Source organism: Lewinella sp. LCG006, assembly GCF_040784935.1.
GTDB lineage: Bacteria > Bacteroidota > Bacteroidia > Chitinophagales > Saprospiraceae > Lewinella.
The window spans coordinates 5,016,891-5,041,412 of record NZ_CP160680.1 but is presented as its reverse complement, the minus strand read 5'-3'; the positions used below and the strand labels follow the sequence as shown (position 1 = coordinate 5,041,412).

At 47.0% G+C, this 24,522-nt stretch carries 13 protein-coding genes and 1 pseudogene; 9 read left to right on the top strand and 5 right to left on the bottom strand.

The window, feature by feature from the left end; translation table 11 throughout:
• The first annotated feature begins 103 nt into the window (after window positions 1-103).
• Window positions 104-1,006 carry a glutamate--tRNA ligase family protein gene (locus tag AB0L18_RS18015; protein ID WP_367388701.1) on the top strand — a complete coding sequence of 301 codons (903 nt, stop codon included), beginning with the start codon at window positions 104-106 and terminating at the stop codon, window positions 1,004-1,006.
• The gene (locus AB0L18_RS18010; protein WP_367388700.1) at window positions 1,003-2,403 is read left to right on the top strand and encodes a YfcC family protein; all 1,401 of its coding nucleotides are present in this window, start codon (window positions 1,003-1,005) and stop codon (window positions 2,401-2,403) included. The genes AB0L18_RS18015 and AB0L18_RS18010 overlap by 4 nt, the downstream gene beginning before the upstream one ends.
• A gap of 214 nt (window positions 2,404-2,617) precedes the next feature.
• On the opposite strand, the gene AB0L18_RS18005 is transcribed toward AB0L18_RS18010, so the two are convergent.
• Window positions 2,618-4,228 carry a S8 family serine peptidase gene (locus tag AB0L18_RS18005; protein ID WP_367388699.1) on the bottom strand — a complete coding sequence of 537 codons (1,611 nt, stop codon included), beginning with the start codon at window positions 4,226-4,228 and terminating at the stop codon, window positions 2,618-2,620.
• Between the two features lie 150 nt (window positions 4,229-4,378).
• Between AB0L18_RS18005 and AB0L18_RS18000 the strand changes: the two are divergent.
• The 3 genes and pseudogenes from AB0L18_RS18000 to argE form a co-directional block, all read left to right on the top strand.
• Window positions 4,379-4,813: pseudogene (locus AB0L18_RS18000) on the top strand (tetratricopeptide repeat protein); the annotation flags it as partial.
• Between the two features lie 378 nt (window positions 4,814-5,191).
• Complete coding sequence (locus AB0L18_RS17995) at window positions 5,192-7,315, top strand: CHAT domain-containing protein (protein ID WP_367393164.1); 2,124 nt, start codon at window positions 5,192-5,194, stop codon at window positions 7,313-7,315.
• Between the two features lie 367 nt (window positions 7,316-7,682).
• The gene (argE, locus tag AB0L18_RS17990; RefSeq protein ID WP_367388698.1) at window positions 7,683-8,834 is read left to right on the top strand and encodes an acetylornithine deacetylase; all 1,152 of its coding nucleotides are present in this window, start codon (window positions 7,683-7,685) and stop codon (window positions 8,832-8,834) included.
• 547 nt (window positions 8,835-9,381) lie between these two features.
• Here argE and AB0L18_RS17985 read toward each other — a convergent pair.
• Entirely contained in the window at window positions 9,382-11,277 is a 1,896-nt protein-coding gene (locus tag AB0L18_RS17985) for a hypothetical protein (protein ID WP_367388697.1), read from the bottom strand.
• 92 nt (window positions 11,278-11,369) lie between these two features.
• Window positions 11,370-12,050: a uracil-DNA glycosylase gene (gene ung, locus AB0L18_RS17980; protein ID WP_367388696.1), complete on the bottom strand. Its 681-nt coding sequence runs from the start codon at window positions 12,048-12,050 to the stop codon at window positions 11,370-11,372.
• Between the two features lie 164 nt (window positions 12,051-12,214).
• On the opposite strand from ung, the gene pgi reads away from it, so the two are divergent.
• The 4 genes from pgi (at window position 12,215) to AB0L18_RS17960 (ending at window position 17,382) form a co-directional block, all read left to right on the top strand.
• Window positions 12,215-13,870 (top strand): glucose-6-phosphate isomerase, encoded by a 1,656-nt coding sequence (gene pgi, locus AB0L18_RS17975; protein WP_367388695.1) that lies wholly within the window; start codon window positions 12,215-12,217, stop codon window positions 13,868-13,870.
• 317 nt (window positions 13,871-14,187) lie between these two features.
• Window positions 14,188-15,879 (top strand): sodium:solute symporter, encoded by a 1,692-nt coding sequence (locus AB0L18_RS17970; RefSeq protein ID WP_367388694.1) that lies wholly within the window; start codon window positions 14,188-14,190, stop codon window positions 15,877-15,879.
• 136 nt (window positions 15,880-16,015) lie between these two features.
• Window positions 16,016-16,666, top strand: coding sequence for an ABC transporter ATP-binding protein (locus AB0L18_RS17965; RefSeq protein WP_367388693.1), 651 nt, complete (start codon window positions 16,016-16,018; stop codon window positions 16,664-16,666).
• Between the two features lie 5 nt (window positions 16,667-16,671).
• Complete coding sequence (locus tag AB0L18_RS17960) at window positions 16,672-17,382, top strand: HAD family hydrolase (RefSeq protein ID WP_367388692.1); 711 nt, start codon at window positions 16,672-16,674, stop codon at window positions 17,380-17,382.
• A 388-nt stretch (window positions 17,383-17,770) separates the two neighbouring features.
• Here the strand turns inward: AB0L18_RS17960 and AB0L18_RS17955 are convergent, their stop codons facing one another.
• Together AB0L18_RS17955 and AB0L18_RS17950 are read right to left on the bottom strand one after the other, a co-directional pair.
• The gene (locus AB0L18_RS17955) at window positions 17,771-18,673 is read right to left on the bottom strand and encodes a T9SS type A sorting domain-containing protein (protein ID WP_367388691.1); all 903 of its coding nucleotides are present in this window, start codon (window positions 18,671-18,673) and stop codon (window positions 17,771-17,773) included.
• A complete protein-coding gene (locus AB0L18_RS17950) occupies window positions 18,663-24,212 on the bottom strand; it encodes a hypothetical protein (RefSeq protein WP_367388690.1) in 5,550 nt (1,849 codons plus the stop codon). The genes AB0L18_RS17955 and AB0L18_RS17950 overlap by 11 nt, the downstream gene beginning before the upstream one ends.
• Window positions 24,213-24,522: the final 310 nt, after the last annotated feature.

Below are 24,522 nucleotides of genomic sequence, written 5' to 3'. Positions count from 1 at the left end.
AAAAATACCCAAAATAATTAGTAAGTCCCGATTATTCTCGTTGCAACCCCAACATAATGTAATCCCTTATTAAGTTGTGCCACAACTTACTATCTTTAGCCGCATGTTACCCAAGTCCTTGTCTCATCCCCTCCGGTCGCGCCTTGCTCCTACTCCTAGCGGATTGTTGCATGCTGGTAATGCTTTGAATTTCATTTTAACCTGGTCGATTACCAGAGCTCAAAACGGACACCTTTTGCTCCGTATCGATGATCTGGATAAAGCCCGACGCAGAGATAAGTACCTCAAAGACATTTTCAGAACCATTGACTGGCTGGAGCTGGACTATGATGAAGGCCCCCAAGGCATTGTCGACTTTAAAAAAAACTGGTCACAAGATTTGCGCCTAGAGCTGTATGATCATGCGCTTCTGGAGCTACGCAATAAAGGGCATTTATTCGCATGCAAATGCAGTAGGCGAGATATTCGGGCAATTTCAGCAGATGGCAATTACCCTGGCACTTGCGCCAAACTATCTGTAGATTTTGATCAGAAGGCCACTGCATGGCGTGTTCACCCTCCCAAAGCATTGCTACAACTTCCCTTTCATCAGCTGATCGGAGCAGATCGGAAGATAAGTTTTGAAAATCTTGATGCTTTTATTGTTAAACAAAAAAATGCTTATCCCGCTTATCAACTCAGTTCCATTATTGATGATGAATATTTCAAGATCAATACCATCATTCGCGGCCAAGATCTCCTTGATTCTACGCATTACCAATTGTACCTGGCTTTTTTGATGGGAAAAAGTGGTTTTCTTGACACCTACTTTTATCATCACGATATGATGCTTGATGAGCAGGGCGAGAAGTTATCCAAAAGCAAAAAAGCTACTTCGCTGCAAAGCTGGCGCGAACAAGGCCGAGCACCTGATGAATTATTCCAAAAAGCAGCTACTCTTTTAGGGCTAAAAGGTAACTGCACCAATGGCCAAATGTTGGTCCAAATGCTAAGAACTATCCAATGACAATTTCGAACGATAAAAAAAAGTGGTACAATTATATTCCTCATCCGGTAGTCATGCTTTTCGGCATTTTGGTCTTAGCGGCCCTACTTACCCATATCCTACCGGCAGGCTTGTACGAGCGTGAGGTCTTTGGGGAACGGACCAGGGTTATCCCGGGATCTTACCACACTGTTGCCGCTACTCCTGTAAGTTTTTTTGGCTTGTTCAAGGCCTTCCCGGAAGGGTTCAAAACTGCATCAGCCATCATCTTTGTGGTACTCTCCAGCGGAATCATGTTTGGTATTCTGGAAAAAACGGGTACCATTGAAAACATGGTTGGTACAGCCATTAAAAAGCTGGGATTAAAGCGCCGTTATTTGCTCGTGTTCTTGCTTACGTATCTCTTTGGCCTGTTGGGTGTCGTGATTGGCTACGAAAACAATATAGCGATGGTTCCCATTGCTGCTGTGGTAGCACTTGCCTTGGGTGGAGACCTTATTCTGGCGGCGGGCTTGTCCGTAGGTGCTATCACCGTGGGCTTCGGTTTATCACCCGTCAACCCGTACACGGTAGGTATTGGGCACCAGATTGCCGAGCTGCCTTTGTTTTCTGGTGCGCCTCTACGAACGGCCCTATGCTTTATGGCTTTAACCCTTATGGCTTGGTACAATGTCCGCTACTTCCGCAAACTGATCGCTCAGCCAGAAAATGGCTTAGGGGAGGGCTTGGACGTAGCGGGATTAAAACTATCCAGGCAATTAGAGGATTACGCTATCAGTCGTAACAATGCCCTCGTTGGCCTTGTTTTTCTTGCGGGTATTGGCATCATGCTTTATGGCATTTTTGTCTACCATTGGTACTTTACCGAGATTTCCGCCATTTTTATCATGATCGCTATTGCGGCCGGATTGGCCAACCGCATGTCTGGACAAGAACTCAGTGAGACAGCTCTCCGTTCTATCGGCGTGGTGGCTCCCGGCGCATTTATGGTAGGCTATGCTACCACCATCAAAGAGGTACTCGAATTGGGGCAAATCAACGACACCATCTCCTACCAACTATCCCTCTTGCTCACTGATTTGCCAACCACTGCTTCAGCTTGGGGCATGAGTGTATGCCAGAGCATCATCAATCTACTTATTCCTTCAGGCAGCGGGCAGGCCCTTGCGACCTTACCCATTATGGTCCCCTTGGGAGAAGTACTCGGCTTGACGCGTCAAACCACCATCCTGGCCTTCCAGATTGGCGATGGCGTCACCAATCTTTTCAACCCCGCCCTTGGTGGACTGATCGCTATGCTCAGCTTATGCCGTGTACCCTTTGATCGTTGGCTCCGCTTCATCCTTCCGCTGACAGGTATGCTGCTGATCTTGTCGTGGTTGTTTTTGGTCGGTGCGGTTTGGTTGGGGTATAAATAAAAACCGGTCGCCCCATTACAGGGCAACCGGAACTGCTTACCTATGAAAAACTAAAAAATCTTTTTGTCTATTTTGGGGAAAGAGCCGATTTTCTTCGTTTTGGGGTACCTCTTGCTTCTCTCTCCGCCTCCCTGGTGCATGCGCCTTCAAAGCGGAGAACAAGTACGGTAGGAGATTTATCCCAGTACCAAGTACCTCGTACCCAATACCTTTTTTACTGCTTCACCACCATCGTCTGCGCTACCGCTTCACCAGATTGTACACGCAACAGGTAGGTGCCGCGGGCAAGCCTACGAGGCGTTGGCCACTCCAACTCCGTCATCTCCTGCTGGTTGGAGATTACCTCCTGGTGTACCAGCTGCCCCACCATATTGTACATGCTGATGGTCACGTCATCTACCTCCGGCAGCTGGATGGTGACCAGGGCGGTGGTGGTGAAGGGGTTGGGAGTGGGAGTTAGGGTGAGGGTGAGGGGGGGGTTACCTTGGAGGGGTCTGATGGGGCCCCCATTTCCGCCTAAATCGCCTTTGGGGTCATCAGAAGGAGGAGGTGGGGGTGGTGGTACAACATAATTACCAATGTTTAAAACTCTACCGTTTTGTACAGTATTTTCTAATTCAGGGACCTCTTCCGCCAAATTATAAAGCATATTTTTTATTTGAGTCATATTTAGGGAAGGATTCATTAAAACTAGCTGAGCAACTACAGCTGTAACCATGGGTGCGGAGAATGAAGTCCCTGAGGACAAATAGTATTGTCCATTTGATTGAGTTAATACATTCCTAGCTTCAGCTGCTATTTCATAATAATCGGAACTAGAATTAGTATCATCCCATGGTTGAGAAAAGCACTCTTGTGTACCAGCTACTGTAATTTCATTTGAAAAATCGATTTCTCCTGGAAAAATGTTCCTCCCTGAATCCAACATTTGATTACCCGCAGCACTTATGAGAACAACGTTATCATAAGGTATATAAGGTAAAGTTCCGGCATTACTGCCAAAAACAGTAGCCCATTGGTATTTAAGTAAGTCTGTCGAAGAAGGTACGGCTTCTCCAGTGTATAAATTAGCACTGAAATTAATAATTATTCTATCTTCTGGGCCCCACCTTCCAGACTCGAATTGATCATTAAGAAAAACAGCTAATTCTATAAGAGTTCCAGCAGTTCCTGATCCTTGCTCATCAAAAGCTACCAGATTCAAATACTCAACATCCGTAATACCTGACTGAGAAAGAATATTATTAATTACAGAATAAACTTTATTACCATGATCTCCTCCATGGTTACTCTCTCCAATAATTATATCAATGCTCTCTATACCTGGAATAAGTTGATCTACGATAACGATCTTTACATTACTTTGATAAGGATTCCCACTCTGGTCTTCCCCAATCAAGCGATCATTATGAACATCATCACAATAAGGCAAAGGATCAAAGCTACCATCCTCATTGAATACCCCATCCTGTCCTAGTTGGAGAAGGTGGTTAAGATCACCGTTATTGATGATGGCGGAGGTCTCTGTTCCTTCTTCATTTCCTTCTTGAATATTAATATAATACAACAACTCTTCAACATCATTAATAATGGTAGTTTCTCCACTTTCCGTAACGGTGATAGGAAATTGAATTCCTTCCCAAAGTTCAATTCCATCACCGATGTTGGTGGTAGTGGTAATGCCAAAAAGATCGCGCACCGCCTGCTGTTGGGTATTGGTCGTTCCTGCCACATACTCTACGATAAACTCATCCGCGACAAAGTTTTGGGCAAATAAGGCTATTGAAAAAAATAATGCTAAAAAAGTACTTACAACTGTTTTCATCTTTGTTCTTATCTTGTTGATTGAATAATCTGTCCTCTATATAAGCTCAAAAAGGGCAAAACGTGACATTTTTTTCTTGTCTTTTTTCTTTTTTTCAGAAACACGAGGTACTTCAAAAAAAACAAACACACATAATTCATTGATAAAAAGATGATTAAACTACAATTTTCATTATACACACACAAAAAGAAGGGCATGAAAAAAATCTTACTTTTTCTCTGCTTTTTGTTTTGTCTTATCTCTATCCGGAGCCAATCAGCCGACTCTCTAGCTCATAATTTGGCAAATCAAGCACAAAAATTTAATAATAAAGAAAGCCTACCCTACCTGAAAGAGGCTTTTAGTCTTTGTGCAAAATTAGGATGTGCTGATTCAACAATTGCTTTATTATACCAAAGGAAGAGTGTTGCTTATTATTTAGGTGTTATTGATTATAATCTCTCTCTTAACTATACAGACTCAGCTATTCATTATTACCAATTAGCTTACGGAAAAAATCATATAATCACGGCAAATTCCTATTTCAACAAAGGAGTGATTCAAGCATCTTTAGGCCGATACGCTGAGGCTAAGCCAGTTATTGAAACAGCAATAAAATTTCTAGACGATGTGACTTTTTCTTCATTTGCGGAAAGAGACTCTTTTAGACTTCGCTGGAATTATGAAAACATGAGGATAAGTAGACGATTAGGAGATTTTAATATCGCATTAAGGTTAGGAAAATCTATTTTAGAAGCCAAAAAAATACCTCTTTATGCAGAAAATGGCGCTACATCAATTACAGGATTAACTTATATGGATCAAGCTAAATTCAGTGATGCCCAAATTTTGTATTCTAATTATATAAAAAAAAAGGGGCCACTCGTTGATCAAATATTTAAAGAAAACTTAGGGCTAGCTTATTTAGGATTAAATGACCTTAACCCTGCAGAATCCTTATTAATTGAAACACACAGGCACTATTTGAGCAAATCGTCCTCTTCTGATTCAAACAAATACAGAATTTACCTCTCCAACTCCCACGCCAACCTCCTCCAACTCTACCTCCAAAAGAAAGCATACGACCAGGCTGAATATCACTACTCGGAGGCACTGCGCCTGCTACTGGAAGTAGACAGCACCGGCCGCCTGCCGCGCTTCGCGGAGATTTACTTCAAAAAAGGGAAGCTGGAGCATGCGCTGGGTAAGTATGATAGCAGTCTGGCCTTTTTGGAGAAGGCCATGCAGGTGGTGGCTCCGGAATTGAAAACCACTGGGGCCGATGAGAACATCAGTATTGTTGGGCCGTTTAAGCGGGTGATTGAGATCATTGGTTTTCGCGCGCGCGTGCTCGCCAGCAGAGGAGACCCCAAGGGCGCGCTCCAGGATGTGGCCCTGCTCAATCGACTCGTGACCCAGAGCAGGCGGAGCTATCAGTCGTCGCTTTCAAAATTTTACCTCATCCAACAGGTGATGCCGGTTTATGAGTTGGGCATCCAGCTCAATCGACAATTGTATGCCCAAACCGGCAAGCAGCAGTACCTTGAACAAGCCTACGCCCTCAATGCCCGCAACAAGGCCATCCTCTTGCTCGAAAGCTTGCAAAGTGATCGCGCAATGACTTTCGCCAAACTACCGCTATCGGTGCAGGAAAGGGAAAAAGAACTCCGCGATGCGCTCTCCGAACAGGAGGGCTTCCTCTATGATGCTTACCAAAACGATAAGCCTATCGACAGCCTCCAAAGTGTGGTCTTTGAAAAGGAACAGGCCTACTTTCAGTTTATCCAACAACTCGAAAAAGACTATCCGGCCTACTACCAGCTCAAATACAGCGCAGATCAACCACCGCTGGTGGCCGATGTGCAAAAGCAACTGCACAAAGACCAGGCCATGCTGGAGTATTTTGTGGGTCAAGACAGCATTTACACCTTCCTCATGGATGGCAAAAACTTCAAGGTCTTCGCCAAAGCTACACCCACTGGTCTAACCGACTCGGTGGAGCTGTTCCGGGAACTGCTCACCAATGGCATCGAAAAGGATTGTGAGCAGACCTACCTCCGGCTGGGGCGCTATTTCTACCATCTGCTATTGGCAAAACCACTGGCGCAACTCGGTGACCAGAAAAACAGGTTGGTGATCATCCCCGATGGGCTGCTCAACTATTTATCCTTCGAAGCACTGCTCTACAAAGACATCCCCCAGATGAACGGCGCCGACGGCTTCCTGATCGAAAAATATGCGTTTAGCTATGCCTATTCCAGCAAGCTGCTTATTGAGCAGGCGTATTATCCGCGCTCCGCCAGCAAAGGTTTTGTAGGTTTTGGGATGGAATACGATGACCATACGCTTGACTACCTGCGGCAAATGGATTACGGTAAATTTGAAGAAATTGATACCACATTCACCCTCCCTTGCGGCTTTACTGTGGATACCACCCGCCGCTATTTGGGCAAACTGGCTTACTCCGACGATGAGGTCCGCGATATCGTAGCCATCACCGAAGGCGATAGCTGGCTCAACGAACAGGTTACCAAAGAAAGGTTTCTCCAGGAAGCCAGCGACTACAACCTACTGCACCTCTCCATGCACGGCAGCTACGACCTGGAGTTCCCGATGAATTCGGCGCTGATCTTTACCCGCAGCGATTCTTCGGATGTGTTCTTGCGTGCTTCCGAAATCTATGGCCTATCCCTCACCGGAGAGATGGCGGTGCTCAGTGCCTGCAATACCGGCTACGGCAAACTACAACCCGGCGAAGGGGCCATGACCCTGGCCCGGGCATTCCACTATGCGGGCATCCCCTCGGTCGTAGCCAGTTTGTGGAGCATTCCCGACAACTCCTCCTCCCGATTGATGAAGCTCTTTTACGAGCAGCTGAGTCATGGTTATCCCAAGGATGTGGCCTTACAAAAAGCCAAGTTGATCTACCTCAAAGACGACCAAATCAGTAGTCCGACCAGTCGGCAACCCGTACACTGGGCCCCCAGTATTGTCATCGGCAGTGTCGATCCGGTAAAGGTGCGCTCGGCGTCGCCCTGGTGGCCTTTGGCGGGGATACTGGTGGTTGGACTGGGTTTCTTGATTGTGTTTGTGCGGCGGGATAAATAGACACTAAGGCACGAAAAACACGGAATTACACAGAAGTTTTTTTTGCCGCGGAGAAAGGGAGACGCGGAGGTTTTTTTGACGCAGATGCACGGAGGTTTTTTGCCACTAAAGCACGAACCTGCCTGCCAGCAAGCTGGCCTTGCGGTCAAGGGGCACGGAAATCACAAGCCGCAACCTCTTGTGTAAAAACCTTAGGTGCCTTATGTGGTTCAAAACCTTATATAGTTCAAAACCCGCAACCCACACTATGAAGTCGGAAAGCGGAAAGCGGAAGTATTTAAACTCCGCACCTCGCACAAAGCACTAATAGTCAAAATTGCACAAAAGTTGTTTCAGTCCTCTTACCTTTGCACAAAACCGATACTGCATGAATGCTCAGGAAATACTGGCCCAGCTTGTTTCTTTTCCCGTATTAGGAGGAGAAAGTAATCTCACCATTTTGAAATGGATCACTGACTACCTCGACCGTTACGAAATACCTTACCAATTGGTTCCCAACGAGGAAGGTAACAAAGCTTCTTTGCACGCGCGGATTGGGCCAGCCGTGGATGATGGAATTATCCTTTCCGGGCACATGGATGTGGTACCTGTTGAAGGCCAGGATTGGCACACAGACCCTTTTGTCCTTACAGAAAAAGACGGAAAACTCTATGGACGTGGCAGCTGCGACATGAAGGCTTATCTGGCCTGCACCTTGGCGGTCATTCCCCAAATGATCAGGGCTGATCTCAAGCGTCCTATTTATCTCGCGTTCTCTTATGATGAAGAAGTGGGTTGCGTGGCAGCACCGGAGCTGATTCAAGCCATCACGGATTTCTACCAAGAAAAGCCAAAGTATGCGATTATCGGTGAGCCCTCGGAATTGCAACCCGTTGTAGGGCAAAAAGGAATTTGTGTTTACAAAACAACGGTGTACGGTTCTGCGGGTCACAGTTCCAGAATTCGTAAAGAAGTGAGTGCTATTCACGAAGCGGCCCGATTGGTTATCTGGCTAGAAGACAAGATGAATGCTTTGGTCAACTCCGGACATACCGATGATCGTTTTACGCCCAACCACACCTCCTTGCACGTGGGTATGTTCAATGGAGGTATTGCGCACAACGTCATCGCTGATGAGTGTTCATTTTTATGGGATGTCCGTAATATTCCTCAAGATAAAATTGAGGATATCCAGGTTGCTTTTGAAGCCCACTGTGCAGAAGTTCTTCCCTCGCTGCGGGAACGTTTTGCTGGTGCAAATATCCAAACAACCATGTATCACCCCCTCGTGCCAGCTTTAGATACACCCGAGCACCTGGAGATTGTGCCGTTGATCAAACAACTCAGTGGTGTGGACCAGTTACAGACGGTCGCCTACGCTGCAGAAGCGGGACAGTTTTCGGAAGGAGGCTACCAAAGTGTGATCTGTGGCCCAGGGTCAATTGCCCAAGCTCACCGCGCAAACGAGTTTGTGAGTGTAGACCAACTGACAAAAGGAGTTGCCTTTATTGAAAGGATCCTAGCCTACTCATGTGAGTAGGTTATCATTCTGTCTTGTTTTTTCCTCCTTTTATCGAAACAAGAGGAACTAAAAAGGAAAAAGTGGGATTATTAGGGACGTAATCATCCTGATCGCCACAATGGAAGCCGAAAAACGCGCTTAAAACCCTGGACAACAGCGTGGCGAATTGGATAGAACGCCTAAAGTCAGCATTATCCTTAAATTTAGAAGAGAATTGAACTTCTACCACACACGAAACGACTGCCACTGGCGGTCGTTTTCTTTTTTGGGTCTGGAATGATTACTGGTACGGTTACCCCAACCTGATCGTATGATCGTAATGGTACGAATACCCCTGTCGATCGTATGATCGCATTGGTACGATTGACCCACCGGATCGTATGATCGTATTGGTACGATTACCCCAAGTACCCACCCGGCCTAGCGATGCGAAATAGCTGCCCGAGCAACGGGCAGGCCCCCCAGGGCTGAGCGAGAAGCAAACTACGTAGCGCCTGCCTGCCGTGCCGCCCCGTCCCACAGGGCGGGGAGGCTCCAATTTAAAAAACGACGAACAGCATTCTCCCTAATTTACCATCGCATTCCCATTGGCATCTCCAGATTTTACGGCAATAAAGTCAGGCAATCGAAAGCCTGCCTCCATGGTGAAATTGAAGACATTGCTGCGCGGACCAGGCGACCATGGGTTCAATGGGTCAGGGAAATTTTGGTCGGCTGAAAAAAACTGCCAGGAAGGTACCCCTCCATCGCCAAAATCGGGGGTAACAGTAAGGATAAGCTTACGGATACGGATCATATCCAGCGTGGTCAGTGAGTTGCTATTATTGACATCACAGGCCAGCAATTTGTAAGCTGTCATTGGTTCGGTATTGAGAATATGCTTCTGCATCTTGATGAGATCAGTGATCGTGACGCCATTGCTATAGTTTTCTTCTTTAGCGAACTCCATACGTAGGTTGCCGGTTGTTGGGATATTGTCGGGAATGAGTAGTCGGCCATCGGCACCGGTAGAAGTCGTAGCAATAAACTGATCGTCGACGTAAAAACTTACGCCTACATTTGCCACGGGTTCGTTATCATCGGTGGTCACCAGCGCAGCACGTAAGCCCCCTAGTGGATCAAGCTGCATGGGTAATAAACCAAGTGGGTCAAGCCATTCTTTAAGGCGACTGCCCATATCGGGACCTTCCCAAGCCATTGATAAGCGGCCAAAATACGCGATCGTAGCATCACAAGTGGTAGTTCCGGCATCGCCATGTAACTGGCCAACAATACGATGATGTTTGTCGAGCAGGGCACTTCCTGAAGACCCCACCTCAGTAGTGCCATTGGTGTAAGTAACCCTGTAATGGTGGTTAGGAGGAGTAGTTACGCCATTGCTCCAATTGATTTGGTTGGGGAAAACCGTAGCATTGGTATTGGCTTGAGCTATTTTTTGAATATCGCCTCGGGGGTGATGAATAATAGTCGTAGAATCTGGCGCTACGCCGGAGCGGTCCCAACCTGCGAAATAAAACTCCATACCAAGCGTCGTCTCTGGAAATAAATCGAGGAGAAGAAAGTCCATGGCACGACGGCCGGCCAATGAATCACATCCCAATACAGACCGGAAATCGGGTTCTTCTGTTGGGTTCTCACAATTTGCGGAGGAGTAGTAAAAATCAAACCGCCACAGGTCATAAATCGGAGTGTAGGTATCCATACAATGGAAAGCTGATAAGAACAACAAACGACCATCTTGTGCGGTGTTATTGATCAAGGTCCCTGTGCAATAACCACTCCCCTCCTCTACCACTACAATAATACGAGCGGCAGCGTTGCGTTCGTTTTGCCACTCATCGGCTTCGGGGCAGGCTACATTATCATGGCAACTACTTGAGCTACCAAAGCCAAAGCTGAGCAGGTCTTTTTCTGGTCCGTCATCTTTGTAGACAACATCTACCCGCCAGATATGGAAGGGAACGGTATAGTTGTCTGCGGGAGCCTGGTACTCAATGATAACTTCTTCGCCATAAATAATGCCCGTAAACAAACGGTCTGTACGCTGTCGACTTTGTCCGGTATAAGCTCCAAGCACTTGGTTGGTGATCGGAGAATAGACAAACATTTGGGCACCTAAAGGCAAATTAAAATCTTCGTAAAAAAGCAGCAATCCCTGTGCATCAGGCACGCGCATCCGCAGTTGCCACACCTGGGTACCGTCTGCTAGCAAAGTCCAGTTGCCGTGGCTATTGATATCAATATCCACTTGTACCGGTGCAGCGAAGCGGTTGGAAGGGTTTTCTTCGTCGGCTTTCAGAAGCGCTGCTACATCTGGGCCAGCAACGGACAAGAGAGGTGCAGGCAGCAGCGACTTGGGTTGTGAAAGGCCTAAGGGTAGGCCGCCCAATTGAATTTGGGCAGAGAGTATACTAAAGGTAGACAACAATAATATGATCGGTAGTAGATAGCGATTCGTCATGGGACATTGTTTTTGGGATGGATCAAATTTAAGAACTTCTTTGGAAGCTACCCAATACTATTGACTTACCTTCAATGTTTTGGTCGGCAAATTTACTGAGGCAGCTGCCAATTTATAGGTGTTTTGCTATTTGCCTGCAAGTATTCATTGGTTTTTACGAAATGACCATTACCTAGGAAACCACGGTGAGCTGAAAACGGGCTGGGATGAGCAGAAGCCAAGACCAAGTGTTTATTTTCATCAATCAGAGGTCGCTTCTTTTGAGCGAAAGCCCCCCAGAGCAAGAAGACGAGGTGGTCTTTTTCCGTAGATAAGGTGCGAATGACGGCATCCGTAAAATTTTGCCAACCAATATCCTGGTGGCTTCCTGGTTTGTTTTTCTCCACCGTAAGCATGGCGTTGAGGAGGAAAACGCCCTGCTCTGCCCAAGCGGTGAGGTCGCCGTGATTAGGAGGAGTAAAGTCGGTACTGTCACTCAGTTCTTTGTACATATTGCGTAAACTGGGAGGCACACTCACCCTTCGGGGGACACTAAAACTAAGCCCCATAGCCTGCCCTGGGTTGTGGTAGGGATCCTGACCAAGAATAACCACTTTGACCTCCGTGAATGGGGTCGTATCGAAAGCGTTGAATATCAGTGATCCAGGAGGATAAACGATCTTCTTCTCCGCCTTAGCTTGTCGCAAATACTGAGCTACCGCTTGAAAATAAGGTTGCTCAAATTCATGGGCTAAGGCAGCTTTCCAGGAGGCTTCAATTTTCACATTACTCATGCCAGGCGTTTTGTCTTTTCGTTTACAAAGGTAGAGAACGATCAGTAAACCTCTTTTAAGAATGTAAAAACAACTTTATTTTTTTGCGACTCTCTCTAAGAGCGTTTGTTTAGCTACTAAAAATGCACTAACCTTGTGCTCTAACTTTAGATCAATCAATATCTATGCTTCCGCACATTAATCCAACCAAGACTCAAGCCTGGCAAAAACTGACTACTCATTTTCAGGGAATGAAAAACCAGCAGATGACAGCCCTTTTTGCTGCTGATCCGCAACGTTTTGAACGCTTCTCTCTGGATTTTGAAAGTATTTTCCTGCTGGACTACAGTAAGAATATCATCAGTGATGAAACGATGAAATTGCTGACTGAGTTGGCCCGCGAATGTGGTCTGGAAGACGGTATCCAGCAATTGTTTGCCGGAGAAAAGATCAATGAAACCGAAGATCGGGCCGTACTGCACACCGCACTGCGCAACCGTGCCAACACCCCAGTGATGGTAGATGGAGACAATGTGATGCCCGACGTGAATCGGGTACTTGACCAGATGGAAGATTTTAGTCGCCGGATCATCACTGGTGAGTGGGTGGGGTACACTGGCAAACCAATCACCACCGTGGTCAACATAGGCATTGGAGGCTCAGATTTGGGCCCCGTAATGGTCACCGAGGCACTACGCCCGTTCTGGCAGGAAGGCCGCCAGGTACATTTTGTTTCCAACGTTGACAGCACGCACCTAGCAGAAGTGCTAAGGATGGTTGATCACGAGCAGACGCTCTTTATCATTGCCTCAAAAACCTTTACGACACAGGAAACCATGTCGAATGCTCATTCAGCACGGGCCTGGTTTTTGGAGCATCCTGCGGAGGAAAAAGACATTGCCAAACACTTCGTTGCGGTTTCTACCAATGCCGAAGGCGTCGGGCAATTTGGGATTGACACTGCCAACATGTTTGAATTTTGGGATTGGGTAGGTGGTCGGTATTCGCTGACTTCTGCCATTGGTTTATCCATTGCCTGTACCGTAGGATACACCAATTTTAGCCAACTTTTGGATGGCTTTCACGCCATGGACGAGCACTTCCGCACTGCACCACTAGAGAAAAACATGCCCGTTATTTTAGGGTTGATTGGAATTTGGTACAATAATTTCTTTGGAGCTGCTACGGAGGCTATCCTACCCTACGATCAATATCTACATCGTTTTCCCGCTTACTTCCAGCAAGGCAACATGGAGAGCAATGGAAAATACGTCGATCGTGCAGGAAACCCTGTTGATTACGAAACTGGTCCTATCATTTGGGGCGAACCCGGCACCAACGGCCAACATGCCTTTTACCAGCTCATCCATCAGGGAACAAAAATGATACCCTGCGATTTTATTGCCGCTGCTACTACCCACAACCCTATGGGAGACCACCACCCTATTCTTCTCTCCAACTTTTTCGCCCAAACGGAAGCACTTATGAAGGGAAAAACGGCTGATGAGGTCCGTCAGGAGTTAAAAACTAAAGGAATGGACGATGCTGCTATCCAAAAACTATTACCGTTCAAAGTTTTCCAAGGCAACAAGCCTACCAATTCCATCCTTTTAAAAGCACTCACCCCTTATACGCTGGGGATAATTACCGCCTTGTACGAACACAAAATTTTCACGCAAGGACTTATCTGGAATATTTTCAGTTTTGACCAATGGGGTGTAGAATTGGGTAAGCAACTAGCGGTGGCTATACAGCCAGAGTTAAAAGGAGACCAGATCGTAACTGCTCACGATAGCTCGACCAATGGGCTGATCAATACCTACAAGCAATGGAGAGACTAAGAAGACGAGCATCATAAGTCAATAACAGGGGCCGTTTCTTCTATGCCCGCATTAAAATAATGCGCTGCCAGGAGGCGTTTTTCAAAAACAATACCTTTAATTGGTGTAAAAACACAGAATTCCCTATTTTGGCAGTTCCTTAAGAAAGCAATTTTCCTTCTCTTACTTATAGGAACTACGAATGACTACAAGAAATAAAACTTTATAACAGTCGGGTGATTTCTTTTGAGAGCGATATCCATTGCGGATAGTCGCTCTTTTTTTTAATCCGCTTACCCTTGATCGAAAACCTTCTTTATCACAGTACCAAATATTTTATGAATACATCGCTTACTATTACAGATTTCCTCGTCATTATTGTCTATTTCGTAGGCATCATTATCTACGGGATATCGCAATCCAAAAGAGCTACCTCCGAGGAGTATTTTCTGGGAGGGAGAAGTCTTACCTGGCCAGTGGTAGGTATTTCGCTTTTTGCAGCAAATATTTCTAGCTCTACGCTTATTGGCTTGGCAGGTTCCGCTTATTTACTGGACATGACCGTCTATAACTATGAGTGGTACGCGGTAATCGTTTTGGTGTTTTTCGCTATATTCTTTCTTCCTTTTTATCTTCGAAGCGGGGTGTATACCATGCCGGAATTCATGGAACGACGCTACGATGCCCGCTCCCGGTACTACTTTTCCTTTATCACCGTTGTAGGCAATGTTTTGATTGACACTGCGGCCTCCCTTTACGTAGGGACCATTGTTTTGGGGCTTATCTTCCCCACACTGCCGCCCTACGTTGTGATTATTATCTTGGCGGCTTCCGCAGCAGCCTATACGATTCCAGGAGGATTAAATTCCGTAGTAAAAACAGAAGTTATTCAGGCAATCGTCCTCATTTTTGGTTCCATCATCCTCACTTATTATGGCCTCCAGAAAGTTGGTGGCTGGGGAGGTATGGTTGATCAACTTAATAACCTGAACGCTGCTGGCGTCATCGACAAGAATGCCCAAGAGGCCTTGAGCATTGTGCGAGACAACTCAGGAGAATGGTGGCGACAGTATGACAGTCCTATTGTTCCTTGGTGGGGCCTCATCACTGGTGTACCGCTTTTGGGCTTCTACTTCTGGGCCAACAACCAGTTTATGGTGCAGCGGGTGCTCAGTTCCAAAAGCCTCAACCATGGCCGCTGGGGCGCCCTTTTTGCGGGTTTACTGAAGTTGCCGGTTATTGTGATTATGGTCATCCCTGGCACCATTGCTTTCTTGATTTTCAAAGACCAGGAGTTTGCTTACCAAACGGCAGCAGGACCTTGTGCTGACTTAGCTAATTGTACCGACTTTACTTATCCTTCGCTCCTGTTCAACCTACTTCCAACAGGCTTATTAGGACTAGTTGTTGCGGGTCTTTTAGCAGCGATGATGAGTAGTATTTCTGCTACCTTCAACTCTGCTTCGACCTTGATTACAATGGACTTCGTCAACAAATTCCGTCCCAACATGACCAGTCAGCAACTGGTTCGTTCTGGTCAGATAGCAACCCTAGTGCTAGTGATTTTGGCTTCAGCGTGGGCGCCATTTATTGGTCGTTACGGGGACTTGTTCCGCTATCTACAGGATGTACTAGGGTACATTGCACCACCTATCGTGTCAGCCTTTTTATTAGGTCTGTTCTGGAAGCGTGGCAATAGCAACGGTAGCTTTTACAGCCTCATGTTCGGTATTGTGATGGCCATTATCTGGGTAACGGGCATCATCGGCGAAGTAGACCACTGGTTCTTCCAAATGCACTTCTTACTCCGCACGACGGTCTTGTTCTTCGTTTGTTTGATCGTACATATTGTGGTTAGTTTAGCAACAGCACCACCTGATCCAGCAAAACTGAAGGGTATGATCTGGTCGCCTGCACTCATTGCAGAGGAAACCGAAGAATTGAAAGATTTGCCCTGGTACCAAAACTACCGCTACTTGGCCGTCATTCTTTTGATCATTACCCTCTTTGTTGTGGGTTACTTCTGGTAAAATCAATCCTGAGAAGGACTATTTTCCAGCATTAATTATTTTAGGAAGAGGGGAGCAATGCATAGGCCATTGCTCCTCTCTTTTCATTAAATATCACTACTTTTGGGCTCCTGCAAAACAAGAAAAACGAAAGCAAGTGATTGAAGCAAAGGATATTCGCAAATCCTACGGAAACCTGGAAGTACTCAAAGGTGTAGATTTGCGTATTGATGAAGGAGAAATCGTGAGCATTGTAGGTCGCTCGGGTGCAGGTAAAAGCACATTGCTTCACATCCTGGGAACCCTCGACAGCCCCGACCAAGGGCAGCTATTGATCAAAGGAGAATCGGTATTTGACCTCTCTACTAAAAAGCTAGCTGCTTTTCGCAACCAGCAGATCGGCTTTATTTTTCAATTTCACCACCTGCTACCTGAGTTTACTGCGCTGGAAAACGTATGTATTCCTGCTTTCATCCAACAGACCGACCCTGGCAAAGCCGAAACCCGTGCTAAAGAACTCTTGGACTACCTCGGCCTTAAAGACCGACTAACGCACAAACCTAACCAACTCTCCGGTGGGGAACAACAACGAGTAGCCGTAGCGCGCGCGCTCATGAATCAACCCGCTATTGTTTTTGCTGACGAACCAACGGGCAACCTCGACTCGGGAACCTCAGAAGAACTTCACGAACTCATTTTTCAGCTCCGCAAAGACTTCAAGCAATCTTTTGTTATTGTCACCCATAACGAAGAGCTCGCTAAATTGAGCGACCGCCGCTTGGTCATGGAAGATGGCCGTTTAAAATAAGCTTTATGTTTGACCCCAGCACCATCAAGTACCTCGCCCTAGACGCCGATGATACCTTGTGGATGAACGAACCTATCTTCGTCCGTACTCAAGACGCTTGTCGAGCTATCATTGGCAAGTACCTCTCCGACCCCAAGGAGATGGATAGCAAACTCTACGAATACGAGAAGAAGAACCTCCGCCTTTTCGGCTATGGTATCAAAGGCTTCATGCTGTCCATGATCGAAACCGTTGTAGAACTTAGCAATGGCAAGGTAAGTGGCGCAGAGATTCAACAAATCATTGATCTGGGCAAAGAAATGCTGGATCACCCCGTACATTTGCTGGAAACGGTAGAAAAAAGCGTCAAAATTCTTAGCGAGCATTTCGTACTTATGGTCATCACCAAGGGTGACTTGTTCGACCAGGAAAATAAGCTTGCCCGCTCTGGTATTGCCGATTATTTTCAGATCGTCGAAGTGGTTAGTGAAAAAAACGAGGTCACCTATCGCAATCTCCTGGAACGCCACAACATCCCTGTCGAGCAATTTCTCATGGTTGGCAATAGCCTCAAGTCCGACGTACTTCCTGTCCTCCAAGTGGGTGCCCAGGCCATTCACATCCCCTATCACACTACCTGGGAACTAGAAAAAGTGAGCGAGCACCAACTCGCCGATTACACCTATCTTGAATTGGGCCGGATGTCAGAGCTGGTAGATTTTCTTGGTATCCAATAAGGAACTTGCCCTTATTAGGGTAAGCTTCGGTACTAAAGACGTCAGCTAAACGTAGACGCTAGCGTATTATTTGGGGCCATGCCCAGCCCTCTCCAGTTAGTCAATTATAGCGATCAACAAGCTTAGCGGGCTGGTCACCGGGTCATCCGCTCTTTCCGCTCCTACCCCTTGTCCAGGCATTTCGTTTATGGCAACATCTCCACCTCCTCTCAAAACCAAAAGACCAGTTAACCAATCTTTTGGTTTATCAAGCGTTCGGCATTCGTTATGCCCTTGTCTTTATTACACGAGTGGGGCAGACGTTGCGGTGCAACGTCTCTACGTGTAAAAAACGGCGGCATCCCGAAGAATGCCGCCGCCCGTATTCGTATGTATCGCGTGGGGGATATTAATCCACCACAATCATCTGCTTCGTTGCGCGGTGATCGCCCGCTTTTATGGTGTAGCTTAGTACACCGGTAGCACCTTGGATCATCTGCTTGGTCACGTTGATCGTATTGTAACCCGCCGCGTAATCGCCTTTGATGATCGTCAGTACGCGACCACTGGCGTCGTTGATCGTTACCGTTGCGGTTGCATCCTCAGGTAAACTGAACCCAATCAGGGTTGCTACCGCGAATGGATTCGGCGTATTCTGGTACAAATCGAAGAAACGTTGCTGTGCAGCGTCTGTTCCGCCAAACACCAACCCCAGGTCAAACACCTGTCCTCCCCTCTCAGGGGAGATGTCCGTAAGGGCAGTGGTATATGCCTCCGCAGCCGTGTAGCGGCTATTGATACTCAACAACTCACTCAGCTTAGCATTTTTCTTCGCTCTCACGACCAAGCTGAACAAGGAGGTTTCCTGCGCTGGCTGATGATGACTAAACATCTCCGCTGGCTTTGCCCATACCATGGTGAGGTAACCCTCCTTCAGGTGACGGAAGCCAAGGTTATCTTGCCCAAAGGCAGGTGCCAGATCATAACGGATGTCCACTACTTCCAAGTCATGCCACTGGAATGTTCCTTGCAAACCACCCAATTCAGCCAAATCGTTCGCCTTGATAGGGATGGTGTAGGTCATTCCTTTTTCGAGTTCCCTATCCTCTACAGAAAGGTAGATGGTTTCTCGCAGGTACGATTCTTGAGGAGACTGAAAATTGGACATCGCTGTCCCGTTCAAATCACCAATTTTGACCCCCACAAAATCGATCTCAATCATGTCTTCCTGGACATTTACCAGCGAGACTATTTCTGGAAATGGTGTTGCCCAAGGATCCAATGGATTGGGAAATACAAAATCAGCTGCCACAAATCGCCAGCTCGTAATTATTGGGAAACTCCCCTATATTCCCCAGCAGAAGCTGTCTTAAGATATCAAAATCAGCCATCGTAATATCGCCCGAGCCATCCACATCCGCTGCGATCAGCTCAAAAGGATTTTGCAACGGCGCAGTCCCGTTGATGTGCTTCAGCAATAGGATCATATCAATCGTATTGACGCCATTTGCTGGATCGGAATTACGATAAGGAATAAGGGTAAAATTCCCTCCAAAGTCCAAATTGCCAAAATGGTAGTAACCATCAGCATCCGTTTCATCTACCAAGTTGGCGCTACCACTTAGATATACTTCTACCCCTTCAATGGTTTCATTATCTTTCGTAAAAATAACTCCCGCCAGGTCGAGGGTGCATTCCGTCGACATAGCCAGGGTGAGGTACGTTTCACAATAGTCGTAATTGCCCTCCTCATCAAAAGCATAGATGTATACTACGGTTGTCGCTTCGTCCTCCTCCGTTAGGGTTATGGAAGTATGCGTAGCATCTGGTTGAAAATCAGGATCAGCCTCTACCTCCGAAGCTAAATAAACCGCATAAGTAGTGATGATTGGCAAACCTGTTTGTGGGTTCACCGCTGGCCCTTGTCCGCTACAATCATAGATGGGAGAAGCTATAAAATTGCTTGCCTGCACGATTGCTCCACAGGTTCCATCCCCTAAAGGCTCCATAATAAAGGTCAGTCCATTGTTGCAAATTGGTGCTGGAGCTTTACAATCAACCACATCAAAGGTGATCACCTCGCTGCTTTGATTACCACAAACGTCTTCTACAACAATCATCAATGCGTGGTAAATACCCTCTCCCATTGCCGGGGTGATGATGGGGTAAGTTCCTGCAAAAGTATAGGTCTCATCATTGTTACTAGTAATATTGGCGATTACGTTGCCAGCGTCCCCCATTTCTGCGATGAATTCATTTGGCTGAATGACGTTGTCGCCATTCGTATCTATTGCAAAGGCATCCAATTGTGCCGAAACGATGCTCACACTTGTGCTCAGTTCATCAGCAAACAATCCACAAGCAGTACCTACGGAAAAGGTAATACTTACGCCTTGCTCACAGTTTCCGTCGTCATCTCCAAACTGTCCGGGCAGCAGATCAGGACAGTTTGCCGTCGGGCCTCCAAAAGCGGGTACGTTGATACCGATGCTGTCGACACCGAGCACCTTCACCAACTGCGTGTAACGAAAACGACCATAAATTCGCACCCCGTCTCCATCGGCAGGGATACAACCCGCCAGTGTCTCTGCAACATTGTCGTATTGAGCATCCGGCAGACTGGAGTCGCCGTCCACATCAGGATGATTGCGGTCGAGCAGTAGGAAATAGCGAATATCCGCAGCGTCATCGGTACCGTTTTCATCGGTACTTAAGATGCCGTCGCAGTTTTCATCATCAGGTCCAACGTCCGAGGTAATGCGCAATACCGGACGCTCGGCGGCTTCTACGCCAAAACCCGTTCCAAAAAGTTCTCCGTCGTCTTCCGTCAGGCGGGGGATTTCCCAGCCCTCCGAGCTGCCATCCCAAACACACCAGTTGATGACGTCGTAGGTAATACTTAATTGGTAACATTCGTCTCCCGTTGGAAGAAGCGATATGGGGTCACCAGTATTAATGGCCAGTACATCGCAGCCCATTGTGGTCGTCACTACACCTGGCAAATCTGCGGCATCACAATCGAGCACTGCATCCTGGGGAAAATCAATCATGAAATGATGTGTCTCTTGTACGGTAATGGGCTGCGTACAATTGTTCGTGGAACGTACAACTTCCTCTACATCGATCGTACCATTGCCATTCACGTCGCCCGCTGGGCGCAATTGCCAGGCTTCAAAACGACGTGTGATCGTGCCCCAGCCGCAATCATTCAACTGAAAGAGTGGCTGTAGTTCTACAATCGTATCTACAGCACAGCCCTCGGTACTGGTCGCTTCGCCAAACAGACTGTTCATTAAAACCGAAGTAGCTTCAAAATCATTGGCATACGCCGCTTCGATGTCTGCTGGAAATCCTGCGGGCATATCCTCGCAGCTGAGCGATACTGCTGCGGGCGCATGGCAATAAGGGAGAATCAGTACATAAGTTTCACAATAATTGTAATTCCCCTCCTCGTCAAAAGCATAGACATATACGACAGTTACCGCTTCACTATCCTCCGTAAGCGATATGGAGGTATGTGTTGAATCAGGTGTAGGATTGGGATCAGCCTCTATCTCCGATGCCAGGTAGACTGCATAAGTTGTAATCATCGGCAAACCTGTTTGCTGATCTACTTCTGGCCCTTGTCCATTACAATCAAAAAAAGGAGAGGCAATTAGATCACTGGCCTGTAATACAGCACCGCAGGTTCCATCACCAAGAGGCTCCAAATAAACGTTTAGGCCGACGTTACAAATCGGGGCAGTGATTACACAATCAATCACATCAAAGGTGATGGTCTTCTCTATTTGATTACCACAACCATCCTCTAACAAAACTTGTACCGCGTGGTAAATACTATCCCCCATCGCAGCGGTAATAACCGGAAAAATTCCTGCTAAGGTGTAAGTTCCGTCGCTACCTAGGGCTATATTGGACAATACATCTCCATCAGAGCCAGCTTCTGCTGAAAACTCTTCGGGAGATATGGTACCGTCGCCATCCGTGTCCACTGCAAAAGCATCCAATTCTGCGGAGAGAATATTGACGGCTAAACTCACATTTTCAAACACGCCACAAGCTTCCCTTACGGCAAATGAAATACTTACTTCTTCCTCACAATCTCCATCTTCATCACCAAACTGGCCAGGTGCCAAGTCTGGGCAATAAATCGTAGGACCACCATAGTCGACTACTTCAATATCAATACTCAAATTATTGAGCACCTTCACCAACTGCGTGTAACGAAAACGACCATAAGTTTGCACCCCGTCTCCGTCGGCAGGTACACAACCTGCGGGTGTCTCCGCAACATTGTCGTATTGAGCATCCGGCAGACTGGAGTCGCCGTCCACATCTGGATGATTGCGGTCGAGCAGTAGGAAATAGCGAATATCCGTAGCATCATCGGTGCCGTTTTCATTGGTACTTAAGATGCCGTCGCAGTTTTCATCATCAGGCCCAACGTCCGAGGTAATACGCAGTACCGGGCGCTCGGCGGCTTCTACACCAAAACCTGTTCCAAAAGGTTCACCATCGTCTTCCGTCAGGCGGGGGATTTCCCAGCCCTCCGAGCTGCCATCCCACACACACCAGTTGATGACGTCGTAGGTAATGCTTAATTGGTAACATTCGTCTCCCGTTGGCAGGAGCGATATGGGGTCACCAGTATTAATGGCCAACACATCGCAGCCCATTGTGGTCGTCACTACACCTGGCAAATCTGCGGCACCACAATCGAGCACAGCATCTTGTGGAAAATCAATCACAAAATGATGTGTCTCTTGTACGGTAATGAGCTGCGTACAATTGTTCGTAGAACGGTATACTTCGTTGATATCTATCGCCCAGTTGCCATTTACATCCCCCTCTGGCCGCAATTGCCAGGCCTCAAAACGACGTGTGATTGTACCCCAGCCACAATCATTCAACTGAAAGAGGGGCTGTAGTTCTACAATGGTATCCACCGCACAATTATCCGTACTGGTAGCACCTCCAAACAAGCTGTTCATCAAAATCGAAGTCACCCTGAAATCATTGGCATAAGCCGCTTCAATATCTTCCGGAAATCCTGCCGGCGCTTCCTCACAGGTAAACGACTCCGGAGCCGGAGCGTAACAATAAGGAGCAAGGGTGTCGTCAATTTCCACAACCGTCCAACAGACACTTTGCAGTCCTCCTTCGTCGGTTACACGCAGCTCTATCGTCACATCCTCGCCTATATCACAGCAATAAAAATCAACATGTGGCCCCCAGGGGCTCCAACGGTTGCCACTCAGGTCACAAGTATTATTGCGCCAATAGTTTCGGCGCAATTCCAGCGTCACTTCGCCACAATTATCAGCAGAGCCTGTGTCTACATCCTCAGGAAATACACGGGCAATGCCCTCAATGCCATTCGAAACATCTCCTCCACCGATAAGAATGGTCGGCATATTAAAATTACAATCAGCGGTAGGGGGGATATCGTCTGCAACAATAAGTACGGTTTCTTCACAGGTTTCGTTACCACAGTCATCTTCGGTGCAAGAGATGACCAAATACTCTGCTATAGGTAATTGGGCTACATCACCATCAGCAATGTTTCCACCCGCAAAGAAGGATTCGCCAAATATCAAAATGGTATAAGTCGAAAGATAAGCAGAGGAACAGCCATTGCCATCAGTCACCTCTGGTACGGGCACCACAAAGTTGGCTATACAACTGAACGGCGAAGTCGAAATCCTGATCGTATCCTGAAGGTTCACAAAAACAGGCCCCACCTCGTCGGCAACAGTCACCAACTGGGGGATCATCAGGCTTCCCTCGGCAGTACATGCATCTTCCAGGCTCCACTGGCGGCGGTACTTATAGCTGCCTTCACACACCACAATCCTTGGTTCATCCATGTAGCTCGCGCTGAGATTAAGGTAACTTGAATCAAGTTCTACATGTCCCGCAAAGCTTAGTAACATTGGCCTTCCCACGGCGGCTACCGAAGGGTTATCATCCGGGCCACCTGTCTCTCCATCAGTAGAAAAACCTTCATCACATTGCACCTTAGCGGAATAAGCAGGCCATTGCACATCTGCCAGACTTGGTAAGCGGAAGGAAATCACTTGCTGACAAGAGGCCATTGTGGGGGTACAATTTTCGTCTAATGTCTGCACTTCAAAGGTGCGTGTGATCGTAAGTGCTTCACAGGCTCCACCTTCGTTAAGTTCATCACTCAAGCGAACAATCATCGGGCCACAATCCCCACTCACTGTTGGTAGGCCCGTATAATTTAGCTGGACTAAAAAATCATGTAGCAGTATTTCGTTTCCACCAAAAAAAGTGGTCAGTGTAGCGGTGGTATCCAAGCTTCCATCTTCACCAACGATCCACTGCTGGGGTGTAGCAAAGTACACCGCGCTCGTATCGGTGAGCAGCAAATCAAACAGCAGCGGATGAGGCATCGGGTCATCAAATCCACTCAAGGTACCAGCTCCTTCGTGGTAGGCAACAAGCTCCCAGTCGCCTACCCCACCTGATAGCTCATTGGAGATCAGTAAGCTGTACGTTTCGTTAGCACGTAAATCATAACTCAAAAAATCTTCGGGCAGGGGGAGTACCGCAGGTAGAGGCAGTGGATAACTCCTTGGCATGCTCTGCATCAAGTTAGCGCAAGGGTTTTCAACATTAAAACTACCTTGATACAAACTGAAATTACTGGAAAAATCTGCCCCTAGGAAAAAGGTATACACCCCAGCTACACTTGGCGTAAAGGTGACCACCTCAAATTCATGTTCTCCCACTGCGAGCGGAAGATCCGGAGAAAAACAACTATAGTCCAGGAAATTAATGGTTGGACCGCCGAGTTCCAGGGTACCACTTATGCGTTGCAATCGCATGGTTTTCAATGCCTGCCCCGTTTCGGACGGGCACACCAAGTCAAGTGGAGGCAGTATTGGCATCTCCGAGAGCGAAGTACTTCCTATAAATAAACTTGTAAACAGGAGAAGTAAAACGTGAGTTATCACGCTGATAGCGTAGCGTCGTCTTTTCATTTTTGAGCGCTTAAAAAAGTTAATGGGAATATATCGGCTGATAAGTTACTAACTTTAAACCAATTACAATGAATACATTATTAAATATTTACAATTATAATCCAACTTCTTTCTCGAGTGCTACGACTAAAATATTGAACCCCCAAAGGCACCT